This window comes from Kordia sp. SMS9 (assembly GCF_003352465.1).
GTDB lineage: Bacteria > Bacteroidota > Bacteroidia > Flavobacteriales > Flavobacteriaceae > Kordia.
In genome coordinates this window covers 3,779,521-3,794,584 of sequence record NZ_CP031153.1, presented here as the reverse complement: position 1 = coordinate 3,794,584, position 15,064 = coordinate 3,779,521, and the positions used below count along the sequence as shown (strand labels likewise).

The following is a 15,064-nucleotide window of genomic DNA, read 5'->3' as shown; positions in this document are numbered from 1 at the left end:
TTTATATAACTCTCACAGGTCTTAATAGATCTTTCAATGTTAATTGATCTCTCGCGGTTAGTTTTGAAAGGATTTTTAAAAACAGCAATGCCGTAATATACGCATCACCTGAAGCAGTGTGTCTGTCGTGCAAGGGAATGTTGAAACGTTTGGAAAGCTCGTCGAGACTGAAATGTGCTTTGCTAGTGTCTAATTTCGTTTTTTGAAATAAATGTCCCGTGTCCAACGTTTTGTTTTTCAGTTTTGGCAATTCAAGTCTTCGCAACGCATTATTGATCATTGCAACATCAAATGCCGCATGGTGCGCTACCAATACTGCATCTTTGACATACGCTAGAAACTGTTGTACAGCTTCCAATTCGTCAATTTTGGTCAGCTTCCCTTCTTTGAGTAAACCGTGTATTTTTACCGTTTCACTATTGAATATGTCTTGTATTACATAGGTTTCTAATTGATCCGCTACTTTTATTTTTAAACCTTCCACAGCAATACAACCTATGGAAAGTATTCTGTCTTTTTTCGTGTCCAAACCTGTGGTTTCGGTATCAAACACCACAAATCGAATGTGTTCAAGTTGTTGTTCTTGTGATGTTTTAAAATAGGAACTGTAAGTATTCCAAAACTCAGGATACGATTTGCGTCTAAACCAATTCATATTATAATAATTGAGAGAGTTTGAAACGTACTTTGATCAACTCTTGTATTTCTTTAATTGCTTTAAAACTGCGTTTCAATCGCAATCGTTCCCTTTTGGTAAGTGCTGCTAAATCTATAAAGCGACCAGAATTACCATTTGCTAATCCGTGGTGCGTTCTAAAACGTAAAAGATTTTTATAGGCTTCCATGCAAAAAAGATAGGTGTCTTTATTTTGAGGTTCTAGTTCCGCTAATTTTTCATAACGTTCTAAAGTATTGTTGATGGATTTGATATTGTGAGATAAGATCAACAGTCGTGCAGCATCTACCAATGGCATCATGGCGCGTGCTTTGATATCAAACTCATCTTTATGTGCGCCATCATCTTCTACCAAAAACTGTCTAAAAAAACTTAATGGCGGCGGATTTTGCAATGCATTTCTCCCCAAATACGTTAAAAAGATGTCATAAGCTTCAATACTTTTAAAAATATGTTCAGAAAGTTGCTGCACCAATGTTGCATCTCCGTACACTTGAGCGTAATCAAAAAATATTGTACAAAGCATTAAGTTATCTTGATCGGGCATGGAAATCCAACGGCTAAATTGCTGTGACCATTCCGAAACCGAATTGCACCATTTTGGATTATTACTCATCATCTGTGCAGGACACAATTCAAAACCTACCATTTCTAAACTTTTATTGATCATCTCCGAAAGTTTCAGAAAGTAGGATTTCGTAGCTTCATAAAGATCCGTTGCAACATCTTCAAACACCAACGCATTATCTTGATCCGTCATCAACAATTGCTCTTCTCTTCCCTGACTTCCTATTGCTAACCACGCAAATTTTACAGGTGGTTTTGTGTCCATTTTTGCCAACGCAAATTCAATAATCCGTTGCGTAATAGCATCATTAATCGCAGCAACTAATTTGGAGACAAAGTCAATGGGAATGTCCTGCGCTAAGTATTTCGCTAACAGCGTTTCAGTACGTTTTCTAATGTCTTTGAGTTGCTCTACAGCATCACTTCGTTTTATTTCTTTAACGAGTGAAGAAGCGTTGTTTTCTCTGAGTACAATGATATCATGTTCAGACAAAATTCCCGTAAGGTTTGATGTATTGGTTCCATCTTTTGTAATGCACAAATGTGTAATTTTATTTTTTAACATGGCAATTTGTGCTTCTGCCACCGTAATCGTTTCTGGATACGTAATCACAGGCGAAGACATGATTGTAAACACCGTAGTATCAATACTGTGTTCGCCAGTAGCAATCTTGGTTCTCAGATCTTTATCTGTAATAATTCCAATAGGATTTTCATTTTCTATTATTACAATGGAGCCTACACGTTTTTCAGTCATTATTTTTGCAGCTACTCTAACACTTGTATTTGGAGTACAGGTTACTGGGTTTTTAGAATAATCGATTGTTTGCAAATAAGTATATTCTGTAGCACGATTCAGTGTTTCTATAAATTCGTCATCTTCTATTTTTTTTACGCTGTTATTAGCAACAAAACTTGTCATCAAAAACTGGCTTGCCGCTTTGTTCGACGTAATATAGGTTTCTAAAAGTTCCGAAGAAATACTATACACAATGCTTTCTTCAATAGCTTTTGCACTGAGTTGGTAATTACCTTTGCGAAGTAATGCTCGCAAGCCAAAAATATCACCTTCATCGCATTGATCTGCCAAATGGTTCGTAGCTCTAAACAAACCAATAGCACCTTCTCTCACTACATAAAAATGATTTTCTACGAGTGTGCCTATTTCAAAAAGGTAGTTGTCTTTTTCCAAATAAATTACATCTACCGCTTGTGATATCGTAAAGAGTTGATCTCGATTCAAGAAACTAAATGGTGGAAATGCCTTTAAATAATCGTAGATACGTTCTGCAATGGTATTCATGCATACAATGTAACCAAAAATGTAGCTTCAATACATGAGAAATGTCATATTTATTGCTAAAATGATATAGTTTTTTGATTTATTATTTTAAGGAGTTCGATATAAAATTATTGAGTGAAATACTTGCTTTTGTTCATGCGTAACAGAAAATGAATACCTTTTTAAAACATAACAAAACACAGCTTTTGCATACTTTTAATACAAAAAAATATCTTTAATTGAAGGAAACGAACAATCATCACTTCTTTTATTATCAATACAATTGTTAGTTTTGCACAGGAAAACATCTCATCTAAATTACTTATAGTAAATCAAGCAGAAGTCACCCAAAATTCTTCACTACTTCTAAAAAAAACTCTAAACATCATTCATCAAAAATAATTTTTAACTAAAAAACTGCAACAAGCTTTCTTACGTATGTAACATTGAAAACCAATCAATTTTACAAATACAATGACAAGCAATCAACTTTACAAAATCATTTTTTGCCTCTTTATCAGTTTTAATACTTTTGCCCAAACCCTTTCGGGAAAACTCACTGATCCGTACAATATTCCTATTGCAGAAGCCCAAATTTATAATCAAAGCTCAAAAAAACACACGCACAGTGACGAATACGGAAAGTTTTTGTTAGAAAAAGTCACTAAAGGTGATTCGTTACGAATCTCGCATATTGGATATCAAACAAAATATATCGTGGTCGAAAATGTGAACAAAACATTGAATATATTCTTAGAAAAGAAAGCCATCTCACTAAACGAAATCATCATTACACCCGAATTGGATGCGCTCAACTTAATGAGCGACATTAACATCCAAATCAATCCTGTAAATTCTTCACAAGAAGTATTACAACAAGTGCCAGGATTGTTTATCGGACAACACGCTGGTGGTGGAAAAGCAGAACAGATATTTTTGCGCGGATTCGATATTGATCACGGAACGGATATCAGCATTACGGCAGACGGAATTCCAGTAAATATGGTATCGCACGCACACGGACAAGGCTATGCAGATTTGCACTTTCTCATTCCTGAAACATTAGACAAAATCGATTTTGGAAAAGGTCCGTATTACGCCAATCAAGGAAACTTTAACACGGCTGGATATGTAGATTTCAAAACCAAAAAACGTCTGAACGAAAGCATGATAAAGCTCGAAGCTGGACAATTTGATACGTACCGAATATTAGGAATGTTCAACATCCTAAACACAAGCAAGCATTCCGCATATATCGCGAGTGAATATTTAGCAACGGATGGTCCTTTTGAGAGTCCGCAAAACTTTGATCGCTTTAATATTTTTGGAAAATACACAGGAAACATCACCGAAAATGATCGAATTGGCATCACACTTTCACACTTTGAAAGTACGTGGGATGCTTCTGGTCAAATTCCACAACGAGCTGTAAACAGTGGATTCATTGGTCGCTTTGGAGCGATTGATGACACAGAAGGTGGTACCACAAGCAGAACTAATTTTTTAGTCAACTATGACAAAAGGCTTTCGCCAAATGCGTCTATTGAAAACAGCATTTTTTACAGTAAATACGATTTCAAACTCTATTCAAACTTTACTTTTTTTCTGGAAGATCCAATCAATGGCGATCAAATCAAACAACAAGAAGACAGAACTTTATTCGGTTTCAAAAGTGAATATTCGCGTACATTTTCAACAAATTCATTAGAAGGCGAATGGAATGCAGGAATCTCTTTACGAAAAGATCAAAGCAATGACAATGAACTTTCTAGAACCCTAAATCGTCGTGAAACGCTTGAAAGAATTCAATTTGGGAATATTGATGAAACAAATATGAGTGCTTTTGTAAATGCAAGTTTCGAATTTGGAAAATGGACGATCAATCCTGCTATACGTGTTGATTATTTCGATTTTCAATACAACGATTTTCTACAAACAAACTACGAAACACAATCGGAAAATGAAGCCATTCTCAGTCCGAAGTTGAACTTTCTATACAATCATTCCGATAATTTTCAAGCCTATTTAAAAACAGGAAAAGGCTTTCATTCCAACGATACACGTGTGGTGGTAGCGCAAAACGGAAGAGAAATTTTACCTGCAGCCTATGGTTTTGATGTAGGTTTTATATGGAAACCAATTCCCGAATTAGTTGTAAATACAGCGTATTGGCAACTATATTTAGCACAAGAATTTGTCTATGTGGGCGATGCAGGAATTGTGGAGCCCAGTGGAAAAACACGCAGACAAGGAATTGATTTCAGTGCACGTTATCAGCCATTCAAATGGTTATTTTGGAATGTAGACACCAATTACACACACGCACGATCTACTGAAGCGCCAAACGGAGAAGATTACATTCCGTTAGCACCCGATTTTACACTTTCAAGTGGCTTGAATGTACAATTAGAAAATGGTTTCTTTGGTGGCATCAAACTACGACACATCAAAGACAGACCAGCCAATGAAGACAATTCTATTGTTGCAGCAGGCTATTCGGTAGTAGACTTCCACCTTGGTTACGACTGGAAAAACATGAGTTTCGGATTGCAAATACAAAACCTTTTGAACACCGAATGGAACGAAACTCAATTCGCCACAGAATCCCGTTTACAAGGAGAAACGCAATCGGTGGAGGAAATTCATTTTACGCCTGGTGTGCCGTTTTTTATGAAAGCGAGTATTACGTATAAATTCTAACAACAAGTTAGCCTGAGTTTTCAATTCGCGCTCATGTTTAAAACTCATGCTATAACTTAAAAAAATTAGCGCTTGAGTGTAATATGCGTTATATATTCTAATTCTTGTCCATTCTGTACATATTTAATGGAAATCCAATAATCGCTAGATGGTAATTTATTTCCTTTATAAGTTCCATCCCAAGTTGGGAAGTTTGGTGTAAGAATGGTGATGTTTTTTCCATATCTATCATAGATATAAACAAAATAATTACAATTTTGGACATTTTCTAATTGCCATACATCATTGAAACCATCAGCATTTGGTGTGAAAAATCTTCTCACTTGGAAACAAGCATCAATTTCCTGTACACAGGTAAGTTCTAGAAAAGAAAATATTGCCATACATCCAGAATTGTCTTCTATTAATGTAATATCTGCATAGATTCCAAAAGCTAAATTCCCTACAGTAATAACTCCTTGATTATCAGAAAGTATTGTAGCTGTAATTGTTTCTGTGTTGAAAGTATATGAAACTGTATACACTTCATTAGCTGTTACTCCTTCAAAAATTATAGATCCGTCAGAAACATTACAACTACTTGGATTTGTGGAACTTGGTGTAACCGAAAAACTTGGGTTTTCCAATAGAATATCAGCAATCGTAGTAACACAATTGGTAGCAACTTCTTCCACTACAATTGCTTCATACAAGCCAATTCCTAAATTAGTTAAAAGTAAAGTCCCAGAAGCATCCGAATTTATATTTGCTGTTGTGGTAGTTCCATTTAAAATGTATGTAATTGTGTACGCTTCATTCGCGGTTGCATCTTCAAAAATTATAGATCCGTCAGAAACATTACAACTACTTGGATTTGTGGAACTTGGTGTAACTGAAAAATTAGTGTTTTCCAATAGAATATCAGCAATTGTAGTAACACAATTGGTAGCAACTTCTTCCACTACAATTGCTTCATACAAGCCAATTCCTAAATTAGTTAAAAGTAAAGTCCCAGAAGCATCCGAATTTATATTTGCTGTTATGGTAGTTCCATTTAAAATGTATGTAATTGTGTACGCTTCGTTGGCGGTTGCATCTTCAAAAATTATAGATCCGTCAGAAGCATTACAACTACTTGGATTTGTAGAACTTGGTGTAACTGTAAATGCTGCGTTTTCTATGAGTATTTGCCCAATACCGTCCGTACAAGGTGCCAGCGTGTCTACTACCATAATAAATTCGTACAATCCAGCAGTTAATCCAGTTAGTACTATTTCACCTGTAGCATTTGCATTGTATATATTTTGAACTTGATTTGATTCATAAAAATAATCAACTACATACTCTTGATTTGGTGTCAAATTTGAAATCAGAATAGTTCCATCAGAAGCACCACAAGTAGAAGTCATACTCGCTGTAAAATTCAGTAGAAATACTGGTTCTGCTATAAAAATATCGCCAAGTACATCTTCACAATTAGAACTTGTATCCAATACCGTAAAAGATGTATATGTTCCACCTAAGAGATTAGTCAATACTATTTCGCCACTAGTGTTGGCATTTAAATTTAAGTTTACAGAATTACCGTTGAGCGAATACGTAATTTGATACGTATTGCTTGTGACTAAATTACTCAAAGAAATACTTCCGTCAGAAGCACCGCAAGCACTTGGAATTTGCGTTGTAAAATTGACGTCAAAACTCACTCCATTAAGCGTTACATCATTTACAGTTGCTAAGCAATTTGTTGCAGTGTTTGTCACTGATATGTTTGTATAATTGCCAGCAGATAGTCCAGCTAATACAAACATGCCATTTAGATCCGATGTCATAGTTGTCATGATAGGATTTCCATCCATTTCGTATGTAATGTTATAGGTTGAATTAGGATCTAAATTCCCAATAGTAATTTCTCCATTATCTGTAGCACAATCTGTTGGATCTTGACTGCCGACAACATTATAAAACTGAGCTCCCAATTCTAGTATCCAAACGGCTCCTTTATCGGTCCCAGTATCGCTATCTTTATAAGCTCCTATCGCAAAATGGTAAGTTCCTGCATCGTTCCAAACAGCAACAGAACCACCGAAAAAATCACCATTCTCTAATACGCCTCCAAAACAATTTTCACCAAACGTATACATATATTCTTCAGAGACGGTTCCATCCGAATTTAATTCAATAAGATATATAGCTCCTGTTTGATTCATTTGCGTTGGGTTTAATTGTCCCAATGCACCCACTAAAATTTCAACTTTGCCGTCGTTATCAATATCTACAACACCGTCAATCATTCGTCCAAAAAGAGCTCCGTTACTAATAATTCCATTCAGTCCACCTTCAGAATTCGATACCTTTTGATATCCTTTTACCGTGCCATCAGCATTTAAAAACAATACATAAAAGCTACCCGAATTTATAATTTGATCATCATCTCGATATGCACTTACTACAATATCAGTAACACCATCTTGATCTAAATCACCTACATTCACAATAGATCCACCAAAATAATCTTCAAATTCCAATATGGCTGTAAAGTTCCCTTGTGTATCACTTATTTTTTGAAAACTATTTACAGTAAAATCAGCATTCATAAATAAAATCCAAACTGCGCCTCTTCGCGAGCCTCCATCAGCATCTCTTCGTGAACCCACTGCTAAATCTTCTATACCATCTCCATTTAAATCCCCAATATTTTCTATATCGGTACCAAAAACTGCATCTCCATTAATAAATCCCGTAAAACCACCTTGTGTATCACTTATTTTTGAGTGCGAATTTACGGTTCCATCAGAATTTAAACTTAAAATCCAAACCGCTCCATGCCAAAATCCTCCGTCGCCATCATAGGTTGCACCGACAGCCAATTCTATAAGACCATCACTGTTTAAATCTCCTAAGTAAGCAACCGAAACTCCAAATCCGTCATTAGGATCTAAATCTCCCGTGAAATTTCCACTTGTACTACTTATTTTAGTATGCGAAATTACTTGGTCGTTAGCATCCATGAATAAAATCCAAACCGCTCCTGAATTTGTACCTCCATCATCATCATTAAAAGCACCAACGGCAAAATCGGTAACTCCATTTCCATCTAAATCGCCTATTTGCGCTATCGAAACACCAAAATTATCATTCACGTCAAGACTGCCCGTGAAGTTCCCTGTTAATTCATTAATCTTCTGAAAATTGGAAACAGTATAATTTTGAGCAAAGGAAAACAAAGCACACAAACATGCAATGCTTACTATTATAAAAGTTTTGTAATTCATAAACTAAATGTAAACACTCTATTTAAGAGTAAATAAGTGTTGTTGCAATACAGTCCCTATGTTTTAGCGACTCTAAATAATTTAAATATAAATGTTAAACAAATTTAATTAATTATATGTAAAAACAGAATGAAACTATTCGAAGATGAATCAAAATCTATAGAAGTCTAATATTTAAGAAAACCGCTCCACTTCAAAACCATCCAATTTCATCGAAGTTGGCTTCTCGCCTATCAATTCGCTGACTAATTTTCCCGTAGCTGGTCCCAAACTCCAACCCATCATGGCATGACCTGTAGCAACTGTGAGATTCTTATATTTTTTAGTCTTTCCAATATACGGCAAACCATCTGGCGAACACGGACGCAATCCGCAATCAGCATTTTTTATAGCTTCTTCTGGAATTTTCAATCCGTTGTAAAAAGTTTCAGCAGCTTTTGCAATCGCTTTGACGCGTTTTTGATTGATTGTATGATTAATGCCGCCAATTTCCATCGTGCCAGCAAATCGCGTAAAACCTTGCATTGGTGTCACCGCAACTTTGGCTTCGGCTAAAATCGCAGGCATGGTAATTCCTGTATCTTCATGAACGTCTATTCGGTAGCCTTTTCCCGCTTGGAGCGGAATTCGTACCTGCAATTTTTTCACTAAAAATGAACTCCATGAACCTGCCGAAAGTATAAATTCGTCTGCTTTTAAATTTCGTTTCAGAGTCTGTACAGAAACAATTTTTCCGTCCGAAAACTGTAGATCGGTTATACTATCATTCGTATAAAACTGAACTCCTTTTTGTTGTAACAGCGCGATTAGTTGCGGCATAAAATCAGTTGGCGTTGTATGTGCATCCGAATCAAAATAGACAGCGCCTTTGATGTTAAAATCAACGTTTGGTTCTAAGGTTTTGACTTCTTCTTTAGTTAAATTTTGAACGTTCAAGCCTTCTGCAATTGCACGCTGTCCCATTTTCCACTCTGCTTCGCCTTCTTTCTCCGTTTGATAACACATCAACAAGCCTTTTCGTTCAAAATGAAAGTCAAAATCGTTTGAGTTTTTCATCTCCGCATACAATTCCCGACTCAACAAATTGATATCTTTAATAATAGGAATCGATCTTTCAACGTGTTTCGCTGTGGCAGATTTTTTAAATAACCAAGACCATCGTAAAAAATCAGCTTCCAATCGTGGTTTTACATAAAAAGGACTGGACGCGTTGAGCATCCACTTCAAACCTTTGGTAATCATGCCTGGCGCTGCTAAGGGTATGATGTGACTTGGCGTAATATATCCTGCATTCACAAAAGAAGCACCATTAGTCAGATCACTTTTATCCACAATGGTCACTTGGTGTCCGTCTTGCTGTAAGTAATACGCGCAACACAGTCCAATAATACCGCCACCAATAATTACAACTTCTTTTTTCAATTATATAATTCTTTTTTTCATTCCTGCGAAGGCAGGAATCTATTACTTATACATAACGATGTTTGAAATATTTCAATACTCAATACTAACATCTCAATCCTATCAAAATCAAACAATAAGATCCTGAATCTAGTTCAGCTTGACGTGTATCCAACTCCAAACGTTAGTACGAGTGCCAAATCTATGATTTGGTGTATCGAGAACAGTTTAGAAAATCAAAGTACTTCTCGATACTATTTTCTATCGAAAATCACTCGAAGTGACAATTAGAGTAACTCTCAATACTCAATTCTCAATACTAACACCTCAATACTATCAAAATCAAATTACCTGAAACCCATGCGCATACGGATCATCTTCTTCGTCAATAATAATCGTATTATAACCGTAAATTTTTGCCCAACCTTGTATGCTTGGAATAATGGCAGGTTTTCCGTCTAACATCGTTTCTTCAACGATTTTTCCAATAAATTTTGAGCCAATATAACTTTCATGCACAAACGCCTCGCCTACTTTTAATTTTCCTTTGGCGTGCAATTGTGCCATTCGCGCGGAAGTTCCTGTACCACAAGGACTTCTATCAATCGCTTTGTCTCCATAAAAAACGGCATTTCTTCCCGAAGACGTTTCATCTAACGGATTTCCTGTCCACAATACATGCGAAACATCACGAATGGTTTCATTTTCTGGATGCACAAATACATTTGGATATGTTGCATTAATTCGCTCACGAACTACTTGTGAATACTGAATAATTTTGCTCGCTGTAAAGTCGTGAATTCCGCTGAAATTTGCTTGCGGATCCACAATCGCATAGTAATTTCCGCCATAAGCGACATCGAACGTAAGTTCTCCCAATTCGGGACAATCTACCGTTAAGTTTTCTGCGGCTAAATAACTTTTAACATTTGTCAACCGAACCCAATCTACTTTTTTATTGGTTTGTTGATATTCAATTTCCACCAAACCTGCTGGTGCTTCCATCTTCACTTTCCCTGCTGTTTTCGGCGTGATCAACCCTTCTTCTATGGCAATGGTAATCGTTCCAATAGTTCCGTGTCCACACATGGGCAAACAACCCGACGTTTCTATAAATAGAATGCCGAAATCGTTTTTAGGATTGCTCGGTGGAAATAGAATGCTTCCACTCATCATATCGTGTCCGCGCGGTTCAAACATCAGTCCTTTCCGAATCCAATCGTATTCTTGCAAGAAATGCTGTCGTTTTTCGCTCATGTTCAAACCTTTTAAATTGGGTCCGCCACCAGCAACAACGCGCACAGGATTTCCGCAAGTATGAGCATCAATACAAAAAAACGTTTTTTTCATTATGATTTAGCATTTAGCATTTAGCATTTAGCATTTAGCATTTAGCAAAAATATTTTTTACAAAGCTTCTTTTGTTTCTTGATCATTTACCAATCGAAGAATTCCTAATGGATTCTCGTCCTTTAATGCATCTGGCAAGAGTGCATTTGGAAAATCTTGATAGCTAAACGGTCGCACCCAACGTTTAATTGCATCTCTACCAACCGCCGTAAAACGACTGTCAGTAGACGCTGGATATGGTCCACCATGCAACATTGCAGGCACAACTTCCACACCAGTGGGAACGCCGTTAAAAATGATTCTTCCAACTCTGTCAGATAGTGCTTTTATAATGTTATCATAGTCAGAAACTTCGTTTTCTTCAGAAATCACTGTTCCTGTCAATTGTCCTTCTAAGTTTGCAATAATGGCTTCCAATTCCGCTGCATTTTTACATTGTACCACTAGTGAAAATGGACCGAAAACTTCTTCATGTAAAGTCGAATTTTCTAAGAATGCTTTTCCATCAACTGTTGCCACTGCTTGTTGTGCATAGTTTTCTGTTACCGTTTCCGTAATTGCAGCCACCGTAGTCACATTGTGTTGATCTTGTGCTTGTAATTTATTGTTTGTATACGCCGCGTGAATGTTTGGATGCAACATACATTGCGGTTGTATTTGTACAATTTCTTCCGATAAAACATTTATAAAATTAGTCAAACTTTCACTTTGTATTCCCAAAATTAATCCAGGATTTGTGCAAAATTGACCTGTTCCTAAAGTGATTGATTTTGCATAGGTTTTTGCCCAAGATTCTCCTTTGTTTTCCAATGCTTTTGGCAATAGAATCACAGGATTTATACTTCCCATTTCAGCAAATACTGGAATGGGTTCTTTTCGTTTTGAAGCTAAATCGAACAAAGCACGTCCGCCACGAATACTTCCTGTAAATCCAACGCCTTTTACTTTTGGATGTGAAACTAATTCTTGTCCGACTTCAATTCCGCTACTGTTTAGATTTGAAAATACGCCATTTGGCATGCCCGTTTTTTGTACTGCTTTCGCGATTGCCGAAGCTACCAATTCACCTGTTCCAGCGTGCATTGGATGCGATTTTACAATAACAGGACAACCAGAAGCCAATGCGGAAGCGGTATCGCCACCAGCCGTAGAATAGGCTAACGGAAAGTTACTCGCGCCAAAAACGACAATCGGTCCAATTGGAACTAACATTTTGCGTAAATCGACTCTCGGATTTGGTGTTCTTTCTGATTGTGCAGGATCAATCCGTGCTTCTACCCAAGAACCTTCTTCAATGAGTTTGGCAAAAGTTCGTAATTGTCCGATGGTTCTGCCGCGTTCGCCTTTGGCTCTTCCTTCTGGTAAACCTGTTTCTGACATGTAAGTTTGGACTAATTCATCATCCAAAGCTAAAATTTCATCTGCGATTGCATTTAAAAATGCTGCTTTTTTTGCGCCAGAAATCGTTCTAAACTCCTTAAAAGCTTCTGAAGCCAAATTTACGGCTTCTTGAATTTCTTCCGAAGTTGCTTCGGTATATACGTTTTCGTTAGCCGTATTTGTTTTTGGGTTGAAAGTTGTATACGCAATATTTCCTTTCGCGGAAAGCGAGTTTCCTATATAGTTTTTTCCAGTAATCATGTTTCGGTTGTCAGTTATATTTTCGAAATTCTCAATTCTCAAAGCTAAAGATACAATTTATAATCTGGCAATGTTGGACGTGTTTCGAGTCCATTTTTAATGATTTGTAATACGTGTTCGCGTTCTGCTCCGATTAGTGGCAATCGTGGTTCGCGAACGTTTTCTGTTCCAATTCCTGTGGCAACTTCCGCTAGTTTTATGTTTTGTACTAATTTCGTGTTGATGTCTAATTCCAATATTGGTAAAAACCATCGGTAGATTGAAATGGCTTCGTCAATTTTTCCAGCTTTTGCCAATGCGTAAATCGCAACAGTTTCTGCGGGAAACGCACAGACCAAACCTGCAACCCAGCCTTCTGCGCCCATGAGCATACTTTCTAGCGCAAGCGTATCTACACCACATAAAATCGCCAAGCGATCTCCAAAACGATTTTTGATTCGGGTAATGTTCGAAATATCGCGTGTAGATTCTTTGACAGCTTGAATGTTTGGGCAATCTTTGAGTAATTCGTCAAACATGTCTAAGGTTACTTCAATTCCGTAATCGACAGGATTGTTGTAGATCATTATTGGCAAATCGGTACTTTGGGCAACTGCTCTGAAATACGCCACTGTTTCTCTGCTGTCAGCTTTGTAGCGCATTGGTGGCAACATCATTAAACCATTGGCGCCATCTTCTTTTGCATGTTGCGCAACTTCCTTTGCCACAGCGGTAGATTGTTCTGCAACGTTGATGATTACAGGCACTTTTCCATTGACAATTTTAACGGTTTCGCGTACCAAAATACGTCTCTCATCATTCGTTAGTGTACTTGCTTCTCCGAGCGTTCCACCGAGAATGATTCCATGTACTCCTGCTTCTAACTGTGCCTTTATGTTGACTGCAAACATTTCTAAATCGAGCGTGTCGCTAGTCGTAAATTTTGTCGTGACGGCTGGCATCACACCTTTCCAATTGATGGTCATATTTTTTGTGTTTTGTTGTTTGTTGATTTGTGTTTTGACAATTTGTGTTTTGACAATTTGTGTTTTGACAATTTGTGTTTTTGTCGATTTGTTTTGTCAATTTGTTTTGTCGATTTGTTTTGTCGATTTGTTTACACTGAGCTTGTCGAAGTGTAAAAGTATAAAAGTGCTATTTCTTAGAAATCGTAGATATTATCCAATTTTGATACTATTTTATCCTAATTTTTGTTTTAAAACATTATTTTAGATTAATTTTTCACATATGAATTTACTTTCATGAAAGTTTTACCGTTTAAAATTCCGAAAGCCGAAAGCGATATTTTGATCGTTCAAGAAGATCGTGGACGTACGTTTTATGAGCAATTGCATCAGCATGAAGAAATTCAACTTTCGTGTATTATTTCGGGAAAAGGAACGTTTATTGTAGGTGATACGATTCGCGATTTTCAATCGAATGATGTCTTGTTATTTGGAAGCAACGTGCCGCATGTATTAAAGTCTGATGCTTCTCTTGAAGAAGATTCCTATATGATTTCGCTATTTTTTACACATACCAGTTTTGGTGAATGTTTTTTCGCATTGCCAAAGCTTCAAAAAGTACAGCAATTATTATATGATGCCAATTTTGGTGTGAAATTTTTAGAGAATCAAAGTCTCATACAACCTTTGTTTGAACGAATTTTACACGAAACTACGATACAACAGTTTGCTACTTTTTTTGAGGTGCTTTCAGTTTTGACGACATCAGATTATGAAACGGTTTCTTCATTCATCAACACTAAAAACTATACCAACGACGAAGGAAAACGCATGAGTGCGGTTTTTGAGTTTGTGATGAATCATTTTGATCAGAAGATTGTGTTGGAAGATGTTGCTACCATTGCCAATATGACGCCAAATGCGTTTTGCAAGTATTTCAAACAACGCACCAATAAAACGTTTTTTAGGTTTTTGACGGAAGTCAGAATTGAGAATTCCTGTAAGTTTTTGACCAATAAAACACAATTGTCCATTGCGGATATTGCGTTTGCTTGCGGATTTTTTAATGTTTCAAATTTCAATCGGAAGTTTAAGGAAATTAAGGGTTTGACTCCGACGCGGTTTCGGAAAAGCTTCGCTTCGACTTCGCTCAGTGTGCGCTGAAAATTTTGAATGTTGAATTTTAAATTACTCTCAACGTCTGATCGAGTTAAATTTTACAAAAATTTTGTATCGAGATCTGCTATGA

General features: G+C 36.7%; 9 protein-coding genes. 2 read left to right on the top strand and 7 right to left on the bottom strand.

Annotated elements, in window-relative coordinates:
• Position 1: 1 nt before the first annotated feature.
• Together KORDIASMS9_RS16045 and KORDIASMS9_RS16040 are read right to left on the bottom strand one after the other, a co-directional pair.
• Positions 2-655: a PolC-type DNA polymerase III gene (locus KORDIASMS9_RS16045; protein ID WP_114903816.1), complete on the bottom strand. Its 654-nt coding sequence runs from the start codon at positions 653-655 to the stop codon at positions 2-4.
• Position 656: 1 nt separating this feature from the next.
• A complete protein-coding gene (locus tag KORDIASMS9_RS16040; RefSeq protein WP_114903815.1) occupies positions 657-2,546 on the bottom strand; it encodes a DUF294 nucleotidyltransferase-like domain-containing protein in 1,890 nt (629 codons plus the stop codon).
• Between the two features lie 453 nt (positions 2,547-2,999).
• Here KORDIASMS9_RS16040 and KORDIASMS9_RS16035 point away from each other — a divergent pair, with 453 nt between their 5' ends.
• Complete coding sequence (locus tag KORDIASMS9_RS16035) at positions 3,000-5,225, top strand: TonB-dependent receptor domain-containing protein (RefSeq protein ID WP_114903814.1); 2,226 nt, start codon at positions 3,000-3,002, stop codon at positions 5,223-5,225.
• Between the two features lie 65 nt (positions 5,226-5,290).
• Here the strand turns inward: KORDIASMS9_RS16035 and KORDIASMS9_RS16030 are convergent, their stop codons facing one another.
• The 5 genes from KORDIASMS9_RS16030 to KORDIASMS9_RS16010 form a co-directional block, all read right to left on the bottom strand.
• Complete coding sequence (locus KORDIASMS9_RS16030; protein WP_114903813.1) at positions 5,291-8,479, bottom strand: T9SS type B sorting domain-containing protein; 3,189 nt, start codon at positions 8,477-8,479, stop codon at positions 5,291-5,293.
• A gap of 174 nt (positions 8,480-8,653) precedes the next feature.
• Positions 8,654-9,901: an FAD-binding oxidoreductase gene (locus KORDIASMS9_RS16025; protein ID WP_114903812.1), complete on the bottom strand. Its 1,248-nt coding sequence runs from the start codon at positions 9,899-9,901 to the stop codon at positions 8,654-8,656.
• 321 nt (positions 9,902-10,222) lie between these two features.
• Positions 10,223-11,233 (bottom strand): 4-hydroxyproline epimerase, encoded by a 1,011-nt coding sequence (locus tag KORDIASMS9_RS16020; protein WP_114903811.1) that lies wholly within the window; start codon positions 11,231-11,233, stop codon positions 10,223-10,225.
• 54 nt (positions 11,234-11,287) lie between these two features.
• Positions 11,288-12,871 (bottom strand): aldehyde dehydrogenase (NADP(+)), encoded by a 1,584-nt coding sequence (locus tag KORDIASMS9_RS16015; RefSeq protein ID WP_114903810.1) that lies wholly within the window; start codon positions 12,869-12,871, stop codon positions 11,288-11,290.
• 44 nt (positions 12,872-12,915) lie between these two features.
• Positions 12,916-13,836, bottom strand: a complete 921-nt coding sequence (locus KORDIASMS9_RS16010; protein ID WP_114903809.1) for a dihydrodipicolinate synthase family protein — start codon at positions 13,834-13,836, stop codon at positions 12,916-12,918.
• Between the two features lie 276 nt (positions 13,837-14,112).
• On the opposite strand from KORDIASMS9_RS16010, the gene KORDIASMS9_RS16005 reads away from it, so the two are divergent.
• Positions 14,113-14,979 (top strand): AraC family transcriptional regulator, encoded by an 867-nt coding sequence (locus tag KORDIASMS9_RS16005; RefSeq protein ID WP_114903808.1) that lies wholly within the window; start codon positions 14,113-14,115, stop codon positions 14,977-14,979.
• Positions 14,980-15,064: the final 85 nt, after the last annotated feature.

Bases quoted from the DNA above. Each gene is read 5' to 3' on its own strand.
- KORDIASMS9_RS16045 (WP_114903816.1), bottom strand. From the start codon at position 655: ATGAATTGGTTTAGACGCAAATCGTATCCTGAGTTTTGGAATACTTAC.
- KORDIASMS9_RS16040 (WP_114903815.1), bottom strand. From the start codon at position 2,546: ATGAATACCATTGCAGAACGTATCTACGATTATTTAAAGGCATTTCCA.
- KORDIASMS9_RS16035 (WP_114903814.1), top strand. From the start codon at position 3,000: ATGACAAGCAATCAACTTTACAAAATCATTTTTTGCCTCTTTATCAGT.
- KORDIASMS9_RS16030 (WP_114903813.1), bottom strand. From the start codon at position 8,479: ATGAATTACAAAACTTTTATAATAGTAAGCATTGCATGTTTGTGTGCT.
- KORDIASMS9_RS16015 (WP_114903810.1), bottom strand. From the start codon at position 12,871: ATGATTACTGGAAAAAACTATATAGGAAACTCGCTTTCCGCGAAAGGA.
- KORDIASMS9_RS16010 (WP_114903809.1), bottom strand. From the start codon at position 13,836: ATGACCATCAATTGGAAAGGTGTGATGCCAGCCGTCACGACAAAATTT.
- KORDIASMS9_RS16005 (WP_114903808.1), top strand. From the start codon at position 14,113: ATGAAAGTTTTACCGTTTAAAATTCCGAAAGCCGAAAGCGATATTTTG.